This window comes from Acinetobacter sp. CFCC 10889, assembly GCF_003268395.1.
In the GTDB taxonomy this organism is placed as follows: Bacteria; Pseudomonadota; Gammaproteobacteria; order Pseudomonadales; family Moraxellaceae; genus Acinetobacter.
Genome location: NZ_LQXQ01000008.1, coordinates 37,988 through 60,035 on the forward strand (window position 1 = coordinate 37,988; position 22,048 = coordinate 60,035).

Below are 22,048 nucleotides of genomic sequence, written 5' to 3' on the forward strand. Positions count from 1 at the left end.
ATTTTGATGAGTCAATATGCGTGCAGTGAATTAATTGGTCAAGTTTTATCCAGTGAATGCCCATCACGTGAGATTTTGGAGCATTTAACCAGTAAGTGGGCGGTGCTTGTTTTACGGAGTTTAAGTGATGGTGTGCTACGTTTTAGTGAATTACGTAAGCGCATTGAGGGGGTAAGTGAAAAAATGTTGGCGCAAACCCTGAAAACATTGGAGCAAGATGGTTTTATTTTACGGACGGTCTATCCTGAAGTACCGCCCAAAGTAGAGTATCAACTGACTTTTTTAGGCGCACAAGCAGCTGAAAAATTGAATTATTTGATTGGTTGGATTGAGCGCAGCTTGCCTGAAATTTTGCAGAATAAACAAAGTGTGGCAAAGGTTTGAATGTAAACTCTGTGCTATTGCATGCTATTTAAATCGTATATTCTGCGTTTAGTCTGGTTTACTTTTTAAAGCTTCGTACAGCATTGCCACGTTCAACTAAACTGTGTTGTAAATGCTGATTTTGTTTTTGATTTGCTTGATTATTTTCTAATTGTTGCTGAAGTTTGAGAGCAATTAACTCTTTGGCAAGACGTTTGTTTGCATGTTGGCTACGCTCAGACATGACTTTTACACTGATGCCTGAAGCAACATGTGTTGCATGAATGGCAGAATCAGTCGTATTGACATGTTGCCCACCTGCACCTGAGGCACGACAGGCTTGAAAATGAATTGTGTCATCGGCAGGGAGTTGTTGTGGTGTGGCAAATTGGCTGATACCCACAAACCAATTTTTACGCTTATGGTTGGGGCGAATTTTACTTTGAAATGTCCATTGAATTGTACCCAGCCATGTATTTAACCAAAGCTGTGCATCATCGGAAACATTGTATAAAACAGAAGAATAACCATGTTGGGTAGGATTGGATTCAAGGATTTCAAAAAGTATGTTTTGCTTTTTTGCATCTTTTTCTAATTCTTGCAGGGTATATTTTACAGCAAGTTCACATTCTGCGGGTCCAAGCGCAGCACTAATTTGGACGATGGGCAATCTTATTTTCCTTATATTGAAGAGATTACGTTGGTGATTTTACGCACAATAGCAGGTGTTGTCAAAATAGTGCTGTAAATTAAATAAGGATTTAAATTTGATTGTGTTAAATCATGTGAAAATAAAAAATTTAATGCAAGCTGATTTATATTTACCTGAATCTACCAAAATTATGCCTTGAGTTTCATAAAATGAATCAAATTTAGGCTTTTGCTGAATAATTCTATTCGAGAATTTTTTCAAAATATGGCAGAATATGCGGTTTTAAAGATTTTAGAGGATTGGCAGCATGCGCTTTGTTGATGAAGCAGTCATTACCGTAGAGGCTGGCGACGGTGGCAATGGCGTAGCTAGTTTTCGCCGTGAAAAATTCGTACCGTTTGGTGGTCCAGATGGTGGTGATGGTGGTCGTGGTGGTAGCGTTTTTATCGAAGCTGATGACAACACCAGTACACTTGTAGATTATCGTTATACCCGTAGATTTCGTGCTGAACGTGGTAAGAATGGTGCAGGTGCAAACTGTGCAGGTCGTGGTGGTGAAACTGTTACATTAAAAGTACCTGTAGGAACGACGATTGTCGATACTGAGTCAGGCGATATTATTGGCGACTTGGTTGAAAATGGTCAAAAAGTTTTAGTTGCACAAGGCGGGGATGGCGGTTTAGGGAATACCCATTTCAAATCATCAACCAACCGTTCTCCACGTAAATGTACGCATGGAATAAAAGGTGAGTTTCGTGAAGTTCGTTTAGAGCTAAAAGTACTTGCTGATGTAGGCTTGCTGGGTATGCCGAATGCAGGTAAATCCACCTTTATTCGTGCAGTGTCTGCGGCAAAACCAAAAGTTGCGGATTATCCATTTACGACAATGGTGCCAAACTTAGGCGTAGTGGATGCAGATAGTCATCGTTCATTCGTGATGGCGGATATTCCTGGTCTGATCGAAGGTGCAGCAGAAGGTGCAGGTCTTGGTATTCGCTTCCTGAAGCATTTGGCACGTACACGTATTTTATTACATATTGTCGATGTACAACCGATTGATGGTTCTGACCCTGCTTATAATGCGAAAGCAATTTTGGAAGAATTGAAAAAATTCTCTCCAACATTGTCAAAGTTACCCATTGTATTGGTTTTAAATAAGCTTGACCAAATCGCTGAATCTGAGCGAGAAGAATGGTGTAATCATATTCTTGCAGAATTACAGTGGGATGGACCTGTATTTAAAACTTCAGGTTTAACATCTGAAGGAACCAAAGATGTTGTGTATTACTTGATGGATCAAATCGAACAACAACACGAACGTGAAGTTGAAGATCCTGAATATGCAGCAGAAATCAAAGCTTTCCGTGATCAGCTTGAAGCTGAAACACGTGAGCAAACAATTGCCGCAAAAGAAGCTTATCGTGAAATGCGCCGTCAACAACGCCTTGCAGGAATGTTGGGTGATGACGATGAAGAAGACGATGGTGATGATGGCGAAATGGAAGTGTATTACGTACGTTAAGCAAACGTACAACTGAGGACAAGATGATAGAAGTGGTAGATGGGCAACGTCAGCTCAAGGCTTTAAAACGTATCGTTGTTAAAATCGGATCATCTTTACTCACAGCAAATGGGCAAGGTTTGGATTTGGATGCAATTTCGCATTGGGCGAAACAAATTGCAGATCTACACAATGCAGGGCACGAAATTATTTTAGTGTCATCAGGTGCTGTGGCTGAAGGTATGGTTCGCATGAAGCTAGAGAATCGACCCACCGATCTACCCAGTCTGCAAGCTTGTGCTGCCATTGGACAAATGGGGCTGATCCAAACGTGGTCAAGCGTTTTGGAAAATCATGCCATTCAAACTGCACAGGTGTTATTAACCCATGATGATTTGGCAGATCGCCGCCGTTATTTGAACTCTTGTGATGCTTTGCAAAACCTGATTGATTGGCGTGTTATTCCTGTGATCAATGAAAATGATACAGTTTCTACCGATGAAATTCGTTTTGGGGATAATGACACTTTGGCTGCAATGGTGGCAGGTCAAGTCCATGCAGATTTATTGATTATCCTGACAGATCAACAGGGCATGTTTGACTCTGATCCTCGTTCAAATCCAAATGCAAAATTGTTTGATACAGTTCGTGCGATGGATGAGTCGTTGTTTGATATGGCAGGTGGTGGTGGTAAGTTTGGTCGTGGTGGGATGCTGACCAAAGTCCGTGCTGCTCGTTTGGCTGCGAAGTCTGGTTGTCCAACTTTGATTGCAAGTGGTGAAAGTGACAATGTTCTGGCTCGTTTAATGGCAGGTGAATTACTCGGTACGTTATTTATTACTGATGATGATCGTGTCACAGCGCATCAACAATGGCTTGCTGCGCATTTACAAACCGCAGGGCGTTTGGTTTTGGATGATGGTGCTGTGAAAGCCATTAAAGAAAACCATCGTAGTTTGTTGCCTGTGGGTGTAAAAGCGGTTGAAGGGCATTTTGATCGTGGTGATGTGGTGGAGTGTGTTGATACACAAGGTCATCGTGTCGCTGTAGGGCGAGTGAATTTTAGTTCTCGTTCGGCTGACATTGTGAAAGGTTTAGCTTCGGACAAAGTTCATCAAGTTTTAGGTGAAGCACGTTCTTTGGAAATGATTCATCGCAATCACATGGCAATCTATTGATTTTAAAAGTAAAGTTTTAACATGGAAACCTCGCAAAATTAGCGAGGTTTTTTATTTATAGATATTCTTTAAAATCATCACAATCAGTTTCTAAATTTTTATTAAGATTTAGTTCAATCTGAATAATTTCATCTAAAGATAATTTTCTATACGCAAAAAGAGGAATCTTTAATAAGCCATTGATTGCAAGAATTGCATTTGTGTCCGCTTCCTTGATTTTAAGTAGATTATTTTTAAAGTGAAAACATGGATATTGTTCGATAATCGCTTGTAGCAATGTCGGAGATTCACTTAATTCCTGCAAAGAGCCTACTAATTTTTCTGGAATATTTTTTGCTACAGCATAATTATTGATGAGTTTTTCTAAGCTTTCAGCTTTACTCAGAAAAAGTTGTGGTGGTTCAAGTTCAGGAACATTTGCATCACTGATATCGTAATGATCTTCTGTGGTATTCCAAAGGACATAAAACTCTGATAAGTCTATATATTCAATGCATGAAAAGGCATTTGCATCTAACTCGATTAAAATATCAAATAAATCTTCTTTATTTAGGTTGCTTAATATTTGATCATTATTGTATTGATTTGTACTATTACACTTATGCTTTTGAATCACTTTTTGAAAAGTGAGACTGCTGTATAACTCATTTTCATTGTTACTAATGTGCAACCATGAACTTTGATGGGCATATTGAAATTCTAAGGATTTCCATTGCTCAGTTAAATCTTCTAAATGGTTACTTTTATAGGTGATCGCACCATACTCACCATCAAGTACACAATGATAATTTTCATCATTAAACATAAAAGAGCGTTGTTTTAATAGATAAATTTTATTCATATACTTCCTCTTTTATTGTTTATTTTTGCTCGTTTGCACAAATGATTGCTGAAAAAATGTAGTTGATTTTAGGCAAATTTCTTTTGTTCTTTGAGTATAGGTAAGTCTTGATCTTTACCCACCATAAAGGAGTGATCCGCAAGACTGAGCATTTCTGTATCTTCAATGCTATTTCCATAAGCATAAATTTTATCATACTGATCTAGATCATATTTTTCTAAAATAAGAATACGTTTCTGATCACAACTACAATCAGGCGTTGAATAACGCCCTGTAAATGTATGATTTATCACTTCAGTTTCAGTACAAATTAAATCGACATCTAAAAGTGTACAAACCTGTTTTAAATATAAGTCAATGGATGCTGAAACAATGACAATATCATCACCTAGATTTTTATGCTTCAAAAATTGTTGATATAGCTTTGTATCGAGTTGCGTAAGCAAATGAGAAGCATATTCCTCTGCTAATTGTATTAGTTCAGTCGTATCAGCTTCAGCAAACATGGCTTTGAATAGCTTCGGACGCATCGCATCCGCAGGGTAAATATTTAAATAATACGCTTGAATCCAAGGTAGAATTTTAATGCCTTGTTTGACAATATGTCGTTTTGATAAAGCGTAAAAGATGAACCCTGTGAAGCTGTCTTTTTTACACAAAGTGCCATCAAAATCAAATAAGGCTAAGTTTTTATACGTTTTGCACGTTGCATACATGTTTCATAGCGTCCATTTACACGGCTTGCATACCAGTTGGTATTGTAATCACGACTTAGTTTAGGACCAGAAATCACCACTTCTGGCATAATTGCATACATTGGATCTTTGCCTGTTTCATCTTTATAAAGCTTGGAAATCGCAATATAAGTTTGGGTTTTCTCGAAGCCTTTTTCTTTCTCTTTTTTCAGGTCATTACGTAACTGACGTGGCGTAACCAAAATATTATTTTTTGCAAATAAATTAATAATGGTTTTTTCAGTTGTGGTGGTGGCTGCACGAGGATCGCCATTTTTATCATAAGACAATAAATCGCCATCTAAGGCTAAATCGGCATCGGCAAGTTTGTCTACCATTTTTTGGAAAGCGGCATTACGACTCGAATACATTCCTGAGTTGTAGTCCGCAAAACGATAAATCGCTTTATCATAATCTGCAGGGTATAACATTAAACGATGGATTCCGTAATATAAACCACCATATTCTGTATATAAATCATCACGTAATTCATTGGTACTCATACTACTGCGTTTATTGTCTTTGGCATAATTAATATGCACTTGCATTGAACCCAATGTAGTGATTGGATTCATTTTTTCACCAATATCTTGTCCTACCAGTTTGGCTGCACCTGTTAATGCACTGACATGATAATGCTTTGCCATGTAGGCAAAAATTTCACGATACAATACATCTAAGTCTTTTTCAGTTCTGACTTTACGCATTTGTTTGAGATAATTGTCTTCGGAGGTAGGCTGTGTTTTTAGTACTTGTTCAAAGTAGGTGGCAATTGTACCACCAATAGTTTCACCAAGTTTTTCTTCAAATTTTTCATTTAAACGAGTCGTGACTTCTTTTACAGCTTTGTCACCTAAGCCAGGTACAACAGGATTGGCAACAAAATTTGACTCCTGATCAACTACAGCGATCATGGTACAAACATTGTCTTTGGTGGTTGGGATATTCAGTTCTTTGGAAATATCAAACATATCTTTCGCCCAAGACTCACGGTTTTGGACACGGTTCGGAATCAATTTTCGGATTTGATCACTTTCAAGTTGTGGCTCGTCATCGGCAAACCATGAGCCTTTGCCACAAGCAACAAGACTGATAGAGATTGCTAAAATACTGAAAGATTTAAAAAAAGTTTTTGATAAACTAGAATTTTTCATAACGATGAAAATGCACTCAGAAAGAGATGAGCTGAATAGATCTTAGCAGTATACTATGTCGAATAGAAAATGTAAGAAAATATATGTATATGAATTTTTAATCGTATATTACATTTATATGTTACATATTTTGCATGATTAAGATCACTTATCCTGTGTTATGCATCCATTTTATATTGATTTAGAGCCATACTTTAATCATTACTTCTTCGGTACATAATTTTGTCATCATAGGCATTTAAAACCTGTAAAATTTGCCCCTTTGGTGTATGTAAAATTGCTTGTTGATTCGTATAAATTGTTCCATCTTTCGCTTTTGCGGTTTGGTTTACAGGTGGTGTAAAGAGCCAAGTTTCTTGATCTTTAACCCATGGATGTACTAAAAAACTAAACTCTGTACCTTTGGGATAATCTATGCCACCAAAATGTAAATCTTGAGCAAGCGTACCATTTTCTATACCAAGTAATTGATGATTTTTATCTAAATATATATTCGCCCATTCTATGGGGATATTTTTATAATGCGTGATTGGATTTCTAATCAGCCATATATTTTGGGCAATGAAACCATCAGGATATTTGGGGGATTGACTACGTTGTATATCTGCATTGGCTTGTAATGTGATCTGCTTGAGTTTGACAGGATCTGCCAATACACAAAATTCTAAACCCGAAATATTGGCTTTTTCATCCAAATATACTTTCATATAATTTTCAAGTTTACACTGCCAACCTTCGATTTGACCTCGACCTTTGCCACGTAAGGTGATTGAACGATCATCCGACATTTCTAATTCAAAACCTCTAGGGATTCGTACATTATTAATTTTAAAACTTGCAAAAGCCACAGGTGTAGGAAAAGTCGCTTCACGAAATGAGTCTAAATTATTGGGTTCAAATAAATAAAGTTCAGTCCCAGTTGGCATGGTGATGCCTAAGATCGTCTGTGGCGCAGTCAGGGTTTTATAGGTTGCTTCATGTTCAGTTTGGCTTTCGTGTTTGGCAGTTTTTACTAGAAAAGAAAGCCCAATAGCAAGCATGGCACATAAGCAACTGCTGACAAATAAAGATTGTAGAAAAATATTGCCATTTTTAAGTTTTATGCGGCATTGCTTACTGAAAATGAGCCCAATTGCAAATAAGCAAAAAATAAAACTGCCCATTGCTGCAACGAGAAAAATCCACAAATAAGCAAATGAAAAAGGAATCATAAAAGATATTGGAATGATGCAGGATATGTGATGTTTATCCTGCATAGATTGAAGAGATTAATCAAATATTTTATGAATCGCTTGGAAAGGTAAGGTCACAACATCAAATGCCACAGCAAAAGGGAATAACATGAGTTTATTGGCTGCTTTGCCTCCTGCTTCTGAATAATCTTTTTCCTCTTTTTGTGTATAAATGCTGACACGATAAGGTTTACTTAATGCTTTGAATGAATCTCGATTAGTTGCCGCAGGGTAGACCACACCTGCAAGTTTGATTTCAAAACAAAATCGCTGTGCTTCCATACGTTTATCGCTAGAATTGGTACATTCTTCCGCACCATTTTCAATGAAGAATTCACGATCTGCTTTGGTTACATCTTCACTAAGTTTGACATAAGAAAGGTTGAGTGCACCTGAGAAGTTGCCATCATTTTTTGCGGAATAAAAGTCGAGTGAACGTGTGACTTGGATATTTTTTGGGTCAAGTGCAGAGATGACTTTGGCAAATTTTGCCCGCCGTGTGTGAGTACATAACTATATTGTTGTCCAACAATCACGATGCTATCTTGTGGAATATTTGGGATCACTTGAGCAGGTTTACCAAAGGCAACAACGTAGTCGTTGATGAGGACTTCACTCACTGTTTTGGTGCGAATGCCATCATCTTTGTCGAGTAATGTTGCTGTAGCACAGCCTGTTAAAATGCTAGATGTGCCAAGTGCAAGGGCGATAAGAGAATGTTTTAGGTGCTTCATTTATTATACTCATCAGTTTATTTTCACCGTATTTATAGCAGCTCGTTGTGAATGCGATAAGTTTGAAAGATACCAAAATTTACTATAAATAAGCCATTATTGAGCATTTTTCATGGATTTCTTGGCAAAATATTATCATTCTTAAGTTTTAATTCATCTTGAATTATTTAATTAAAGTACAAAATCTTCATCATGTGCTTGAATTGCTTGTTCTATGGTTGAAAACTATTCTCTTTCTAGAGGTGAAAATCCTAAAAGAAGCTCATGCGTTTGTTTTTCAAGTTGATGATAGTGTTCGGACGTTAAATTTTCATCATAAAAATTGCAGCAAATGACTGTGAATTGATTGGCTTTAACATGATGTAATAGCTCGTATTTTCGTATAAGTTTATTTTCTGAAGTAATGATTTGAATATCAGGTTGTATTTGAAATAAATCTGACATTTTTCTGTAATTATAAATACTGAGATGAGTGAATTTTAACATTATCTACTGTGTTTTGAGTGTGAAAAATTTAAAGGCTAAAGAAAGGTAGAAAATCAGATCAACAAAGTGAAAAAACGAAAATATTCATTGTATTTTTAAGCTAAGATTCTTATCATTGCCTGCTTGTTTGCACGATCAGCGGAATTGAACCTTGAGTAATTTTCTTACCGAACACCTGATACATCGTGATGAAGATTTTATGGTGATCGCAAAACCCGCAGGTATACTCACAGTTCCGGGAAAAACAGAAGATTTACAAGATTGTGTGATTAATCGGCTATTAAAAATAGAAGCAAAAACCTTACTGATCCACCGTTTAGACCGTGATACTTCAGGCATTTTAGTCTTCGGCTTATCTAAATGGGGACAAAAAAGCATTTCTCGCCAGTTCCAAGAACGCCAAACTTCAAAGACTTATCAAGCTATTGTCGCAGGACATTTACAAGGTCAAGGCACGATAGATGTGCCAGTGGTCTATGATCCAAGTCGCCCACCTTTACATATCGCCGATCCTGAACATCATAAACCTGCGATCACAGAATGGCAGGCAATCGAACATTTTGAAATACAAGGGCAACCTGTCACTCGTGTCAAATTAACTCCGATCACAGGTCGTTCTCACCAACTCCGAGTACATATGCAGTTTTTAGGTCATCCGATTATTGGTGACACTTTATATGCGACAGTTGAGCAACAAGCGCTGATGCCTCGTCTGTGCCTACACGCAGAACAGCTACGCTTTCATCATCCTAAAACAGAGGAGGGTGTACAATTCGACTGTCCTGTGCCGTTTTAGGTTGTTTTATTAACAAAGATTGAAAATGCTCATTATTTTAGTGAGCTTTGTGTCAAAAAGTATTGCGTAATGGGGTAAAACTTTGTTCAAATATTCTCCTGATTTGAGCAACTGTTTTCAGTCCTAACATGAGATAAAGGTGGAAAAATTGCAACAATTTGCTATAGGTCAACGTTGGTTATCTGATACAGAAACAGAGCTAGGTTTAGGTGTTTTAATTGATGTCGATGAGCGTTCAATTAGCATCCTTTTTCCAAAAAGTGATGAAACACGTGTTTATGCACGTAACAACGCACCTTTATCTCGTATTGTGTTTAATCCAAATGACGAGTTACAAGATCAAGAGGGCGTCACTTGGACAGTTGAATCAGTTGAAGATCGTCACGGCGTGTTACGTTATGATGTGATTCGTACACTTGCGGATGGTACACAAGAACGTAAATCCTTGAATGAAACTCGGATCGGAGCATCTATTCAGCTTTCAAAACCGCTTGATCGTTTGCTTGCAAGCCAAGTCGATTATAAAGAATGGTATGACTTGCGTATTGAAGCGATGCAAATGCAAGCCAATATGCAAAACTCTCCTTTGCGTGGTTTGATTGGTGCACGTGTTGGTTTGATTCCACATCAGCTTTATATTGCACATGAAGTGGGTAAACGCTTTGCGCCCCGTGTTTTGCTTGCCGATGAAGTGGGTTTGGGTAAAACCATTGAAGCAGGTTTGATCATTCACCAACAACTGAAAACAGGTCGTTCTGAACGTATTTTGATTTTAGTGCCTGATTCACTGCAATATCAGTGGATGATTGAAATGCGCCGTCGTTTCAATTTGAACTTCTCTTTATTTGATTTAACCCGTACAGCATCGATCAAAGAACATGATCCTGAACTCAATCCATTCCTGACTGAACAATGTATTATTGCATCAGTTGACTTGATGATTGACCATGATGATTTGCGTGAACAAGCAATTGAAGCAGGTTTTGATCTTCTGGTTGTCGATGAAGCACATCATTTGATGTGGAGCGAAGAAGAAGGTGGGAATGACCGTTATGACCTTGTTGAAGAATTTGCTGAAAAAACCGCAGGCGTTTTATTATTGACCGCTACACCTGAACAATTGGGTGTAGAAAGTCATTTCGCGCGTTTACGTTTGCTTGATCCACAACGTTTTAGTTCGCTTGATCGTTTCTTAGATGAAGAAGAGCAATATCACCATACAGCAAAAATTGCTGAAGCGTTGATGTCTGATCTGCCACTTGAAGCTGAGCATTTGGCTGCGGTAGAAACCTTACTTGGTCATGCCATCGAAGATCAACCTGAGCAACGTTTCCGTGCTATTCATGAACTATTAGATCGTCATGGTACAGGGCGTATTTTATTCCGTAATACTCGTGAAGCGATTCAAGGCTTCCCTGGTCGTGATTGTCAACCTGCACCATTGCCTGCACCTGAGAATTGGTCGAAAGATGGTAAGTTACGTGAGCAAATGTGGCCTGAAGAAGCACAACTAGATGGTGCTTGGATGGAAACTGATCCACGTGTATCGTGGATTATGGAAATGCTTCGCACGCAGTTAAAACATAAAAAAGTTTTATTGATCGCACGTAGTGGTCCTGTTGTTGAGGCATTAGAAAATGCACTGCGTATTCATGCAGGTATTCGTACAGCCATGTTCCATGAAGGCATGAGCTTGCTTGAGCGTGACCAAGCTGCAGCTTATTTTGCAGAAGAATCATATGGTGCACAGATTTTACTGTGTTCTGAAATTGGTTCGGAAGGGCGTAATTTCCAATTTGCATCGGATTTAATTTTATTCGATTTACCTGCAAATCCAGATGTCTTAGAGCAACGTATTGGTCGTTTAGATCGTATTGGTCAAGAAAACCGTATTCAAATCCATGTACCTTATCTTGTGGGAACAGCACAAGAACGTATGTTCCGTTGGTATAATGAAGCACTCAATATTTTTAGTAATATTTCGCCAACTGCGCAAACTTTGCAAGAAAACTTTATTGTTGATTTAAAAGATTGTTTATTAACAGATAAAGGTCAAGGCTTTGAAGATGTGCTCGAAGCGGTAAATGTACAGCGTCAAGCACTTGAAGACGAATTGCAAGAAGGTCGTGACCGTTTGCTTGAATACAACTCTTGCCGTCCAATGGTGGCACAAGAGATTGTTAATGCACTTGAAGATTATGATGACAATACTTTATTGCCAATGTTCATGAAGCGTTTTATGGCATCGACCAATATTGATTTTGATGAGCAAAGTAATGGTACTGTGATCATTAAGCCAACCGATCAAATGCAAGTGCAAGGCTTGGATATTGATGAAGAAGGCATGACAGTAACATTCTATCGTGATCAGGCACAGATCCGTGAAGATGCACAGTACATCACTTTAGAGCATCCATTTACTGAAAGTGTAATGGAAATGATCCGTACACAATCTTTTGGTAGTACCAATGTTGCTCTACTTAAATCAGCAGCTTTACCACAAGGTTCTGTTTTACTTGAAGTATGGTTTAAGGTCGATGTCGTTGCGCCAAAAGCACTAAATTTACCTTCAAGCTTACCAACGCAATTGATCCGTGTGTTACTCAGTGAAAAGGGTCAGGATTTATCCAATAAAATCGCACCTGAAATTTTAAAACCATATTTGCATCACTTAGATAGCAATAGCTGTCGTCAAGTCGTGAAAGCACGCCGTGATGTGATTGAGCAACGTTATGCACAAGCACTTGAGCTTGCCAAAGGTACATTACCTGAGTTGAAACAACAAGCCAAAGAAATCTATGGCAGTAAATGGCAATACGAAATTGATCGTTTGACCTATTTAAAACAGTTCAACCCAAGCATCCGTGAAGATGAAATCAGTCGTTTACAAAAACTGCAAAAAGAAGGTTTAGAGTTACTTGATGGTTTAGCTGTTACGCCAGAAGCGATTCAAGTATTGGTGGTAGTTAAGCCTTAATTATTTTGAATTCAATGATTTAAAAGCTCCTTTGGGTAATGCTGATCAGTTAAGCAAAATTATTTGAAAAATTCCTAAAATCTCCCCTAACCCTGAACCATATATGGTGCAAGGAAAAAGAGGGGAACTTCTTGTAACTAAAATGATTTTTAGTAATGAAAAGTCCCCTCCTTTGGAAAAGGTGAGGAACATGTTCCGCAAGGGGAGGATTCAAAAATCCTTAACTGACTGGTATTAGCTCCTTCGGGAGCTTTTTTATTTCTAATATACGATGAGTACAAATGATGTCTTTATCGATTTATGATTAAAAAGCCTTGCATCGAGCAAGGCTTTTTTAAGAATCGAACGAATGTATCAATGATGGTCATGCTTATGTGTATGAAATTCTTCATTTTTACGGAAGCGTAAATAATTTTCGAACTGTTCACAATATTCATCATAATTGTCTTCAAGCATCATTTGAAACTGTTGAAGAATATAAGACATCACTTGTTCTTTAGCATCACGCATTTCATCGCCATCTTTAAAAGTATTGGCTGCCACCCAAGTATTAAAGCGGGCAGTACCAAACAGCATCGCAGCACTGACTTGTCCACGTAACTCATTTGGATCAGGTTTTTGCCCTTTTGGTGGACGACAAAACTCATTGGCTTGTTTAATAAATTCGTCAGCACGCTCAAAAAAAACCGCATTTAACGCTTCTTCTTCGGTGACATCCGTAGCATCAATTTTTTGAGACATGAAAATTTCCACAACAATGATTTAAATAGGAGCGTATTATAGGGCAATATCGTGATTAAACGAAATGCTTCACTTCATCCTCTGGTGGATTCATATATTCATCAAAATTGTTAGAATATTCATCAAAATTATCTTCAAGCATCAGTTTATATTGCTCTAAAAAATAACTCAAAACTTGCTCTTTATTGGCTTTTAAATCTTCAGCATTGTGATAACCACAGGCAGTTAGCCAAATATTAAAACGGGCATTAGCGTACATCAATGATGCGCTGACTTTAGAGGCTGATGTTGCAAACTCCTCATCACCTGTACTGTCTGAAAGTGTATTGGCAAGGGCAATGAACTCATCTGCACGGTGGTAAAACTGTTCATCTGCAATGGCTTCTACAGGTTCTAATAAACCGTCAAAATCATTTGAATTTTTTGACATTTTAAAATTTCTCAATTACTTGTATGTATAAACGAACTATAGCATACTTAAAATAGCCTAAGTAGTTAAATCAAGCTTTTTAAGGACTCCTCATGCAAGATGCCATCGCAGTACAAAGTTTAAAAAGTGATATTGCTTTATTACGTCAAAATATTTGGCCACCAGTAGATTTGGCAAATGTTGAAGGTTTACCGATTTATTATGGTTCAAAACAACAAGTTGCAGATTATTATCAACAATGGACAGGTTTGATTGAGCGTGCACAAGACTTGTTTCAACCTTTTATGGAAGATGAAGTTTTAGATGCGATTCATTTGCCGAGTCATTTAAATTTACCATTATTTTTCTTTCATGTAGACCGTATTCGCATCAATAAAACTCGTGCTAAAGAGTCAAAAACTTTTCGAGGTCTTGCCAGTTTAATGGAAAAATGCGGGCAGTTTGAGCCTGAACAAATTCTTGCCATGAAGCAATGGTTAGACAGTGACGATACCGCAGCATTGGTTGCTCATCGTGAATTTATTGATTTGCGTACTTATATTTTCCAACATGGGCAAACGGAATATACACGTACACGTTTTTATGTGAATGGTTTGGTGCTCAGTACTGAGCAGCATTTTGAGTTGGTCGATGCACGTGATAAACCGAGAAAACAGCGTAATGACAGTTATAGCGATCCTTTAGCAGATAATAATACTTGGAAAGTTTTTGGAAAATATCGCTAGGTATATTTTCCAAGTATGTTACTCACTATAATTCCACTACATTTTATGTAGACCAAAATGGTTGTGCTGCTGAAAAATGCGATAAATCTTGTGAATTTTGTTCTAATAAAAGTTGTTGACGTGCAGCAAGCCAACCAATTGCAAACCATGCTTTAGGTTCTTGTTCGAGCATATTTTTAAAGAAATCTTCAGCCACGATTAAATCATTATATTGACCTAAACTTTCTTGTGCAGGTTTGAGTGCTTTAAGATATTTTTTCACTTTGTCAGTGTCATAAATAGAAGCAACAAATTCAATACTATAGCGCAAACGTTTTAAGCGTTTACGGGTTCGATGACGTTCATCAATGCTTAAATCCAAATAATGTTGTGCGTCCTCAGTGATTTGTTGATGCAGTTTTTTAATCTCTTTTTCAAATTTTTTCTTGAGACTTTCTTTGCTTTTTGCATGTGTATTTTCATTGATAAATTGAATGAGTGATAAAACCAAATGGTTAAATTGCATAGATTGAAATACAGCACTTAAATTGGTTTTATTTTCATACTTATTTTGTGCTAATTCGAAATCAGGCGCACCCGCAGCTTTGAGTTGGGGGAGTAATTCTTCCTCTATTACATCAAGATCACGACGATTCCCTAATTGTCTAAACAATTGAGCAAGTTGTTCTTCCCATGTAGGATCAATATGATTTGACCATTTGGAAAAAGTTTTTAAGGCACTGCGTAAACGGCGAATAGCGACACGTGCTTGATGCACATGTTCACTGCAAAAATTTCCTGAAGCAATTGCGGTGCTATTGGGTAAAAGGTGTTGTAAGCCATTGTTCATAATGTCTTTTAGCGCTTGTTCGGGGGATTTATTTGCATTTAAAGACTGCTGAGATTGAAGTTTAATCGGATTGTCAGGATTATTTTGCGCCAGTAAAAAACCACATTGCGCTTTACTGCGAGTATCTAGCCATAAGCCATAACGTTTTACCCGTGGCAGGATAAAAGAAATAAAATCCTCAATAGAACCTTGTTTTAGCTCAAATTCTATTTCAAAAATTTCAAGAGTTTGATCTTGATGTTGTATTGTTCCGACATCAACACTGACTTCTATTTGGCTTTTTTGAAAATTAAATAAAGTGCTAGATCGTTTTATTTGTGTTTCAAACTGAATGTGTAAGTCCATTTGGATATTTTTTAAAAGTTTCAACGCTTTTTTATCGAAGTGTTTTTGTGTTTGATAAAAATCCAGATTTAATTCAGTCGGTTCTATATCGCCTAACTCATTTTCAAATTCTGTACGTTGTAATTGTTGTGCTGTTGGAAGTTTCAGTGTTTGTACCCAAGTTGTATTTTCTAAACGTTGGCGCAGTGAAATCTGTTTTTCTGAGAGGATAAATGTATCGGTATCGAAATATTTAGCATTTAAATTTAAGGTCGATGGATTTTTTCTTTGTAATGTTTTAAGCAATACATCCTGTTGATCCTTGGCAATTTGGAATTTTAATTCGACTTCAAACATTGCATGTATCCTTGTTTTAGAACAATGGTTTAACTTAACAATACCTGACAGTTTGTTATAAGTGATTAAAATATTGTATGTAAACATGTCGATATGCTTTTGTTTAAATTGGTTATTTAAATCGTATTTTTGAGAATGTTTTTTATACAATTGAGTAGCGTAATAAAATCAAGTTATTATAAAAATTAGGCTAAATATGGATTTGAAAATATTTAAAGTTTACCGTTTAGTTTGGAATGTGGTCAAAACCCAATATCAACATCCGATCAAAGATATGCTGATTTTAGGCTTTATTCTACTGATTCATACTTTATTGTCTGTTGCAGTGCCTTATATTTTAAAAGAAATTGTTGATCAATCGAAATTAGGTTCAACACAACTTGCAGTGACAGCGTTATTTTCATGGATGAATTTATATATTTTAGCCACCGCATACGCACTAGGCTGGTTGTTGATGAATATTTTAAATCATGTCGAGGGTTTTTTAGGGGCAAATTTACAAACTAAATTTAAAATTGCTTTACTACATGGTGGCGTACAACAATATTTTAAGACCACTTTTGCAGAACAAAAGAAAATAGAATTAGGTGTTTATCAAACTGATATTTTACGTGGAGCAGGTGCATTCGGCACGATTACTTATGTGATTCTTTTTGTACTTATTCCCATTATTTTTCAAATACTCAGTATGGTGTGGGTATTAGCACAGTCGATTGCCTTAAATTATGCGATTTATTTTATGCTATTTGCTTTTGTTACATTTGCATTAAATATTTATTTTACGGCAAAGGGCAATGATATTTTTACCTCAATGTACAATGCACAAAATCAAGTTGGGCAGTTTTTTATAGAAAAAATCCAAGCGAATTATGATATTAAAGTGAATGGCGCACAACAATATGAAATGACTTTATATGAGAATCGGTTGAGCCATTATAAAAATGAAATGGTGAATAGTTATAAAAGATTAGCGATGATTATGGTGATACAAGTATTCTTTGTTGGTGCATTCTTGCTGACATTTATGCTTTTTACCGTCTATTTATTTAAACATCAAAATGTGACTTCAGGCGATTTTGTCCTGATCAGTACCTATATTATTGCTTTAACCATGCCATTGTTGATGGTGTCACAAAGTATTATTCACTTGAAAGGTGATTTTATTGCCATTGAAAAATTTTACCAATATTTTAGTTTAGACACGGATCAATTTAAGTCTGAAAGGATCATCGATCAGCCCATTTTATATCATTTTGAGAATGCAGAATTTTATTTAGGTAAGAACTTAATTCAAAATTTTAATTTACAGATTAAGCAGAACAAAATTTATGTAGCCATTGGACAAACGGGCATAGGAAAAACCAGTTTTATCAATTATTTAATAGGGTTGGAGCGTGTTCAAGCAGGGCGGTTATTTTATAAAAATATTGAGATTAGTCAGCAATTTTCAGAAAACATTTTTCAAGAAATCGCAGTGGTGAGTCAAATGCCTGTGGTGTATTCAGGGACATTGCGTGAAAATTTAATCCATAATAGTCAACATCATTATACTGATCATGAATTAAAAGATTATTTATCTAAATTTAATTTATTGAATTTGTTAGAGAAAAATAACTTAACTTTGGATGATGATTTACAGCATATTTATAAAAGTTTTTCAGGTGGTGAAAAACAAAGGATTAGCATTATTCGAGCATTGTTAAAAAAGCCAAAACTGTTGATTATGGATGAGCCAACGGCAGCATTAGATGAACAAACTAGTGTTGAAGTGATGCAGTTAATCCGTGCCGAAGTTCCCTCAATTTTCATGATTTCTCACGCAAATTTTGCGATGCAATATGCAGATGAAGTCATTCATTTTGATGAATTGGTACAGGAAAATCAGCGCAGCGTAGAGCTATAGATTACGCTGCGCAATAGATTTCTTTTAGGTTTATTTTAAGAATTTACGACTGACTAGAAATTGCTCAGTCGCTTCAAGTAGCTTTTCTGCATAAACTTCTTGTTTTGCCGTTAACCAACCTAAAGCAAACCAGTCACTTGGTTCTAAGTCAGTTTGTTGTAAATAAGAGGCGGATGAAGCAAGTACCTGATATTGTTCAGATGCATGTTGAGCATCATTCAGTGCTTTGCCATATTTTTGTAGATTTTTAACATCATAAATTGTGGTTAAAATCGGGAAGCTAAATTTTAATTCACTCAGACGTAGTGCGAGTTCTTCTAAGGTTTCAAGGTCAGCAAGATCAGCATGATTTAAGCTCTCTTGTAGTTGTTTATACTGATTTTGCAAGGTATTTTGTGCAAACCATTTTAAATCATGACTTTGGATTTTTTTTTCATCATTTAAACTAAACATGAGAAGCTCTAAATAATGTTGCACATTTAGTGTCGATTTCACTAAATTATTCAATTTCTCTTTGGCATATAAAATATCTTTATCCAAGCTTTCTGCTGTTTTAGGATTTTGCAGCAATGCACCTAAGGTATTTTGCATATGTTCAAAATGTGCGAGGTTTTGGAAATGGCTTTTAAACGCTGCCAATTGATACGCCCATTTGTCCGAAAGATCATTACTCCATTCTTTGAATAATGAAATACTTAAATGTAAATGGTGTAAAGCTGTTTGGGCTTGTTGTAAGTGCTCAGGTTCAGCAACATGCGCTGAAATTGCAGCGATATTGGGCAGTAAATGTTGTAATTGGTTGGCGATGAGCAGTCTTAAATTAAAGTCGGCAGATTCTTTTTTATTTAAAATCAGTTCTTTGGTAAGTTTAGCGGGACTAACCGATTTATTTTCTACCAGTAAATTGCCAAATTCAGCTTTGCTGCGTACATCAAGCCACAATTGATATTTTTTTACCCATTCAAAACTAAAAGCCAGCAAAGATTGAATCGAACCACTTTTTAGTTCAAATTCAACTTCATATATGTCTTGTTTCGCAGTCTGAGTACGAATTTCACCAATATCAATGCTGATTTCGATTTCTGCATCTTGGTATTCGATCACACGGAACGTACGTTGAATGTCAGTTTCAAACTGAAGTTTGAGTTGTTCACGATGTTCGCCCAAAGCATTTTGTAAAATGTGTAATGCTTCAGGATTGTCTTGATAAATCGCTAAATTTAACTCAGGGGCTTGTTCTAGTTCACCAAGATCATGATTATCTTCAAAGCGATGCAGTTGGCTTTTCCCCATTGCTTTGAGAGTTTGAATCCATTTCGTTCCCTCTAAACGCTGACGTAATGCAGCCGAATGTTGCGCCAACAACTTATCTTCGGTGTCATAATATTTGGCTTGTAATTGAATCGTTTCAGATTTTTTGGGATCTAATGCTTTGAGCAACGCATGGCGACGAGTTTCTGGAATCTGAAATTTTAACTCAACTTCAAGCATGGAATTTTCCTAAACGACCAAAAATAAAAAGAATAAAATGTCATATCAATATTTCAAAAAGCATTTAAAAATAACAATTCAAAAATCGTTGAGAATTGACACATTGAAATTGTAACGGATATTGCAAAATAAAGCAGATGAATCCTGTGTTGATCTTGCAAGAATTCGCCATATTGTGCTGAAAAGGACATTGCCTTTTTTTAATGCAAACTATACAGTGAAAGGGATAAAAAATATTCAAAAGGATCTGCTATGAATAGCCATGTTGAGCCAAAACGGGATCTATCCGTTCAGCCACAATTTCAATTACCGATTAAAAATTATTCTGAATTTTACCGTTTTTATTTAACGGAACATCGCAACATTACCAGTCGCCGTCTACATGCATTGGGTAGTAGTGTGGGTTTATATTTTTTTAGCAAAGCGATTCGCCAACGCAAAGCCAAATATGTTGTTTATGGTTTAGTGTCAGGTTATGCCTGTGCATGGGTTGGACACTTTATCTTTGAACAAAATAAGCCTGCGAGTTTTAAACAACCTTTATATAGTTTTATTTCGGATTGGCGCATGTTGTCGGATATTTTACGGGGCAATCTGAGCTTAAGAGATCGTACACGAGATAAAATCGAAAGCTAAGCGTGATGTAAATTTAAAAAGTAAAGTGAAAAATAAAACTTCTTTTATTTTAGTGGATTAAATTAATTTATACGAAATAAAAGAAGTAATTAAACATGATAAAATAAAATTGTGAGGGGAAATATGGCGAAAATTGAATTGACTCCACCAGATGCATTGCCTTTAGTTGAAGAAAAACAAGTGGGTGGGGCGGTAAAGATCAAGCCAGAAGTTGTACAAAATTTAAATTTACAAGTTGAACAATTTTTACAGCATTTAATTGAATTACCTGTACATGAAAAATCATTTCAAGACAAAGTGAATGCCGTACATCAGTTGGGGACGAGTAGCGTTAAAAAATCATCTCGTCTAAGTCATCGCTTGTTGTCTCGATCTTTAAACCAATTGAATGATGATGCTGAAAGTCAAAATATTAGCCAAAGTTTGGTCGATCTTAAACAAACATTAGATAGTTTAAATCCTGCCAATAATCAAAAGTTTTTTGCTGTACGTAAATGGCTAAAATTTTTACCTTTGGGTGAGCGTGTTGAAGATTATTTTGATAAATATAAATCATCAGAAGAACATTTAAATGTCATTTTAATCAGTTTAGAAAATGGCAAAGATGAGCTGATTAAGGATAATATTGCGTTAGAACGTGATAAGCGTACCATGTGGGACACCATGCAAGAACTTGAACAATATAGTTATATTGGGCAAGAATTGGGGCAGAAAGTGGAACATGTGATCGAGAATGTTCGCCAGTCTGACCCGCAGAAAGCTATGGTGCTGCAAGAAGAAGTTTTATTTTATGTCAAACAAAAAGTAACCGACTTGATGACTCAGCAAGCAGTCAGCGTGCAAGCGTATATGTCATTAGATTTGATTCGTAAGAATAATCTAGAGTTGATCAAAGGCGTTGATCGTGCGCTGATGACCACTGTATCTGCATTACAAACGGCGATGGTGGTTGCTCAAGCGCTTTCAACGCAAAAACTTGTGTTAAATCAAGTCAAAATTATCAATAGTACGACTGAAGATTTGATCGTTTCCACCAGTAAAATGTTGAATCAGCAAACGCGTGAAATACAGTCACAATCTGCCAATAGTGTGATTAAGGTTGAAAAATTACAAACTGCATTTAATCAAATCTTTGAAACAATTGATTTAGTGAATGAATTTAAAGTTCGAGCTTTACCGAATTTACAACAAAGTATGGATCACTTAGCAACACAGTTACAACGAGCACAGCAATTTACGGATCAAGTTCGATCACAAGAAGTAGAGCAACAGTTAAAAGATGAACAGTTGATTTTAAAAGACTTTATCTCTGTGGATGAAAAAGTAAATTAGTCTTTGATTTGAATAGTATCAATATATTTAGAAAATAAAAGCTGCATATCAAATGTAGCTTTTTCTATTTGCATAAAACTAATTTTCATGTGAATTTTGCTTAATTTTAAACAGTTCAGGTTGTTGTAATTTATATTTTAAAAATTGCCCATGATCAATCAATTGATTTAAATCATTTAAATAGATGGATTCGGCAATACTTTGAAACTCATCGACAATCATTTGTAATTGTTGTTCAATGATTTGATTCGGTGTTTGTTGTTGATCCAACACTTGTCGATCTCGTAAAAATTTTGGAATATCAATGAAATGCTGTAAAGCAGGACTCAGATAAGCATTTAGGGTTCTTTGAATATCCATAATTTCATGTTGAAAGGATTGATCTTGGCTATGTTGTAGTTTTTCATTCATTAGTTGCATAATTTCTTCGATATTTTTCAGTTTATTTTGCGCATTTTTACTGAGATGTTGCAGACTGGTATTTTGTAAATATTGATAATTTAAGACAAGTTGTTGATATTGTAAAAAATATTCGGTTGGTGGTTTAGGCACAGTCTGTATTGCTTTATCATCTTCTGGTTGATGTTGCATACTTTTTTCAAATTCTAAATTACTGAGTTTATATAACCGAT

Annotated in this window: 19 protein-coding genes and 1 pseudogene; 9 read left to right on the plus strand and 11 right to left on the minus strand. The window is 36.2% G+C overall.

Going from position 1 to position 22,048, the window contains the following annotated elements:
- Positions 1 to 6: 6 nt before the first annotated feature.
- On the plus strand, positions 7 to 384 hold the full coding sequence (locus AVJ19_RS04330) for a winged helix-turn-helix transcriptional regulator (RefSeq protein ID WP_111858568.1): 378 nt from the start codon (positions 7 to 9) through the stop codon (positions 382 to 384).
- 58 nt (positions 385 to 442) lie between these two features.
- On the opposite strand, the gene prfH is transcribed toward AVJ19_RS04330, so the two are convergent.
- A complete protein-coding gene (gene prfH / locus AVJ19_RS04335; protein WP_111858569.1) occupies positions 443 to 1,033 on the minus strand; it encodes a peptide chain release factor H in 591 nt (196 codons plus the stop codon).
- A 289-nt stretch (positions 1,034 to 1,322) separates the two neighbouring features.
- On the opposite strand from prfH, the gene cgtA reads away from it, so the two are divergent.
- Together cgtA and proB are read left to right on the plus strand one after the other, a co-directional pair.
- Complete coding sequence (gene cgtA, locus AVJ19_RS04340; RefSeq protein WP_111858570.1) at positions 1,323 to 2,537, plus strand: Obg family GTPase CgtA; 1,215 nt, start codon at positions 1,323 to 1,325, stop codon at positions 2,535 to 2,537.
- A gap of 23 nt (positions 2,538 to 2,560) precedes the next feature.
- Complete coding sequence (gene proB, locus AVJ19_RS04345) at positions 2,561 to 3,694, plus strand: glutamate 5-kinase (RefSeq protein WP_111858571.1); 1,134 nt, start codon at positions 2,561 to 2,563, stop codon at positions 3,692 to 3,694.
- A 55-nt stretch (positions 3,695 to 3,749) separates the two neighbouring features.
- On the opposite strand, the gene AVJ19_RS04350 is transcribed toward proB, so the two are convergent.
- The 5 genes and pseudogenes from AVJ19_RS04350 to AVJ19_RS04370 form a co-directional block, all read right to left on the minus strand.
- The gene (locus tag AVJ19_RS04350) at positions 3,750 to 4,535 is read right to left on the minus strand and encodes a hypothetical protein (RefSeq protein ID WP_111858572.1); all 786 of its coding nucleotides are present in this window, start codon (positions 4,533 to 4,535) and stop codon (positions 3,750 to 3,752) included.
- Positions 4,536 to 4,603: 68 nt separating this feature from the next.
- Entirely contained in the window at positions 4,604 to 5,251 is a 648-nt protein-coding gene (locus tag AVJ19_RS04355) for an HAD-IB family phosphatase (RefSeq protein ID WP_111858573.1), read from the minus strand.
- Complete coding sequence (locus AVJ19_RS04360; protein ID WP_213067192.1) at positions 5,218 to 6,423, minus strand: DUF1615 family protein; 1,206 nt, start codon at positions 6,421 to 6,423, stop codon at positions 5,218 to 5,220. The genes AVJ19_RS04355 and AVJ19_RS04360 overlap by 34 nt, the downstream gene beginning before the upstream one ends.
- A gap of 194 nt (positions 6,424 to 6,617) precedes the next feature.
- The gene (locus AVJ19_RS04365; RefSeq protein WP_228203287.1) at positions 6,618 to 7,463 is read right to left on the minus strand and encodes a hypothetical protein; all 846 of its coding nucleotides are present in this window, start codon (positions 7,461 to 7,463) and stop codon (positions 6,618 to 6,620) included.
- A gap of 228 nt (positions 7,464 to 7,691) precedes the next feature.
- Positions 7,692 to 8,389: pseudogene (locus AVJ19_RS04370) on the minus strand (hypothetical protein).
- A 637-nt stretch (positions 8,390 to 9,026) separates the two neighbouring features.
- Between AVJ19_RS04370 and AVJ19_RS04380 the strand changes: the two are divergent.
- Together AVJ19_RS04380 and rapA are read left to right on the plus strand one after the other, a co-directional pair.
- A complete protein-coding gene (locus AVJ19_RS04380) occupies positions 9,027 to 9,671 on the plus strand; it encodes an RluA family pseudouridine synthase (RefSeq protein ID WP_111858576.1) in 645 nt (214 codons plus the stop codon).
- A 139-nt stretch (positions 9,672 to 9,810) separates the two neighbouring features.
- Positions 9,811 to 12,648 carry an RNA polymerase-associated protein RapA gene (gene rapA / locus AVJ19_RS04385; protein WP_111858577.1) on the plus strand — a complete coding sequence of 946 codons (2,838 nt, stop codon included), beginning with the start codon at positions 9,811 to 9,813 and terminating at the stop codon, positions 12,646 to 12,648.
- Positions 12,649 to 13,002: 354 nt separating this feature from the next.
- On the opposite strand, the gene AVJ19_RS04390 is transcribed toward rapA, so the two are convergent.
- Together AVJ19_RS04390 and AVJ19_RS04395 are read right to left on the minus strand one after the other, a co-directional pair.
- A complete protein-coding gene (locus AVJ19_RS04390; protein ID WP_111858578.1) occupies positions 13,003 to 13,389 on the minus strand; it encodes a DUF3144 domain-containing protein in 387 nt (128 codons plus the stop codon).
- Between the two features lie 55 nt (positions 13,390 to 13,444).
- A complete protein-coding gene (locus AVJ19_RS04395) occupies positions 13,445 to 13,819 on the minus strand; it encodes a DUF3144 domain-containing protein (RefSeq protein WP_111858579.1) in 375 nt (124 codons plus the stop codon).
- Positions 13,820 to 13,911: 92 nt separating this feature from the next.
- Here AVJ19_RS04395 and AVJ19_RS04400 point away from each other — a divergent pair, with 92 nt between their 5' ends.
- Positions 13,912 to 14,544, plus strand: a complete 633-nt coding sequence (locus AVJ19_RS04400) for a hypothetical protein (protein WP_111858580.1) — start codon at positions 13,912 to 13,914, stop codon at positions 14,542 to 14,544.
- A 43-nt stretch (positions 14,545 to 14,587) separates the two neighbouring features.
- Here the strand turns inward: AVJ19_RS04400 and AVJ19_RS04405 are convergent, their stop codons facing one another.
- The gene (locus AVJ19_RS04405; RefSeq protein WP_111858581.1) at positions 14,588 to 16,054 is read right to left on the minus strand and encodes a CHAD domain-containing protein; all 1,467 of its coding nucleotides are present in this window, start codon (positions 16,052 to 16,054) and stop codon (positions 14,588 to 14,590) included.
- Between the two features lie 196 nt (positions 16,055 to 16,250).
- Here AVJ19_RS04405 and AVJ19_RS04410 point away from each other — a divergent pair, with 196 nt between their 5' ends.
- A complete protein-coding gene (locus AVJ19_RS04410) occupies positions 16,251 to 17,957 on the plus strand; it encodes an ATP-binding cassette domain-containing protein (protein ID WP_111858582.1) in 1,707 nt (568 codons plus the stop codon).
- A gap of 30 nt (positions 17,958 to 17,987) precedes the next feature.
- On the opposite strand, the gene AVJ19_RS04415 is transcribed toward AVJ19_RS04410, so the two are convergent.
- The gene (locus tag AVJ19_RS04415; protein WP_111858583.1) at positions 17,988 to 19,448 is read right to left on the minus strand and encodes an inorganic triphosphatase; all 1,461 of its coding nucleotides are present in this window, start codon (positions 19,446 to 19,448) and stop codon (positions 17,988 to 17,990) included.
- Between the two features lie 252 nt (positions 19,449 to 19,700).
- On the opposite strand from AVJ19_RS04415, the gene AVJ19_RS04420 reads away from it, so the two are divergent.
- Together AVJ19_RS04420 and AVJ19_RS04425 are read left to right on the plus strand one after the other, a co-directional pair.
- A complete protein-coding gene (locus tag AVJ19_RS04420) occupies positions 19,701 to 20,084 on the plus strand; it encodes a DUF962 domain-containing protein (protein ID WP_111858584.1) in 384 nt (127 codons plus the stop codon).
- Positions 20,085 to 20,207: 123 nt separating this feature from the next.
- Positions 20,208 to 21,416: a toxic anion resistance protein gene (locus tag AVJ19_RS04425; protein WP_111858585.1), complete on the plus strand. Its 1,209-nt coding sequence runs from the start codon at positions 20,208 to 20,210 to the stop codon at positions 21,414 to 21,416.
- Between the two features lie 78 nt (positions 21,417 to 21,494).
- On the opposite strand, the gene AVJ19_RS04430 is transcribed toward AVJ19_RS04425, so the two are convergent.
- The gene (locus AVJ19_RS04430; protein ID WP_162626534.1) at positions 21,495 to 22,007 is read right to left on the minus strand and encodes a hypothetical protein; all 513 of its coding nucleotides are present in this window, start codon (positions 22,005 to 22,007) and stop codon (positions 21,495 to 21,497) included.
- Positions 22,008 to 22,048: the final 41 nt, after the last annotated feature.

Bases quoted from the DNA above. Each gene is read 5' to 3' on its own strand.
- AVJ19_RS04330 (WP_111858568.1), top strand. From the start codon at position 7: ATGAGTCAATATGCGTGCAGTGAATTAATTGGTCAAGTTTTATCCAGT.
- cgtA (WP_111858570.1), top strand. From the start codon at position 1,323: ATGCGCTTTGTTGATGAAGCAGTCATTACCGTAGAGGCTGGCGACGGT.
- proB (WP_111858571.1), top strand. From the start codon at position 2,561: ATGATAGAAGTGGTAGATGGGCAACGTCAGCTCAAGGCTTTAAAACGT.
- AVJ19_RS04350 (WP_111858572.1), bottom strand. From the start codon at position 4,535: ATGAATAAAATTTATCTATTAAAACAACGCTCTTTTATGTTTAATGAT.
- AVJ19_RS04355 (WP_111858573.1), bottom strand. From the start codon at position 5,251: ATGTATGCAACGTGCAAAACGTATAAAAACTTAGCCTTATTTGATTTT.
- AVJ19_RS04360 (WP_213067192.1), bottom strand. From the start codon at position 6,423: ATGAAAAATTCTAGTTTATCAAAAACTTTTTTTAAATCTTTCAGTATT.
- AVJ19_RS04365 (WP_228203287.1), bottom strand. From the start codon at position 7,463: ATGCTTGCTATTGGGCTTTCTTTTCTAGTAAAAACTGCCAAACACGAA.
- AVJ19_RS04390 (WP_111858578.1), bottom strand. From the start codon at position 13,389: ATGTCTCAAAAAATTGATGCTACGGATGTCACCGAAGAAGAAGCGTTA.
- AVJ19_RS04395 (WP_111858579.1), bottom strand. From the start codon at position 13,819: ATGTCAAAAAATTCAAATGATTTTGACGGTTTATTAGAACCTGTAGAA.
- AVJ19_RS04400 (WP_111858580.1), top strand. From the start codon at position 13,912: ATGCAAGATGCCATCGCAGTACAAAGTTTAAAAAGTGATATTGCTTTA.
- AVJ19_RS04405 (WP_111858581.1), bottom strand. From the start codon at position 16,054: ATGTTTGAAGTCGAATTAAAATTCCAAATTGCCAAGGATCAACAGGAT.
- AVJ19_RS04410 (WP_111858582.1), top strand. From the start codon at position 16,251: ATGGATTTGAAAATATTTAAAGTTTACCGTTTAGTTTGGAATGTGGTC.
- AVJ19_RS04415 (WP_111858583.1), bottom strand. From the start codon at position 19,448: ATGCTTGAAGTTGAGTTAAAATTTCAGATTCCAGAAACTCGTCGCCAT.
- AVJ19_RS04420 (WP_111858584.1), top strand. From the start codon at position 19,701: ATGAATAGCCATGTTGAGCCAAAACGGGATCTATCCGTTCAGCCACAA.
- AVJ19_RS04425 (WP_111858585.1), top strand. From the start codon at position 20,208: ATGGCGAAAATTGAATTGACTCCACCAGATGCATTGCCTTTAGTTGAA.
- AVJ19_RS04430 (WP_162626534.1), bottom strand. From the start codon at position 22,007: ATGCAACATCAACCAGAAGATGATAAAGCAATACAGACTGTGCCTAAA.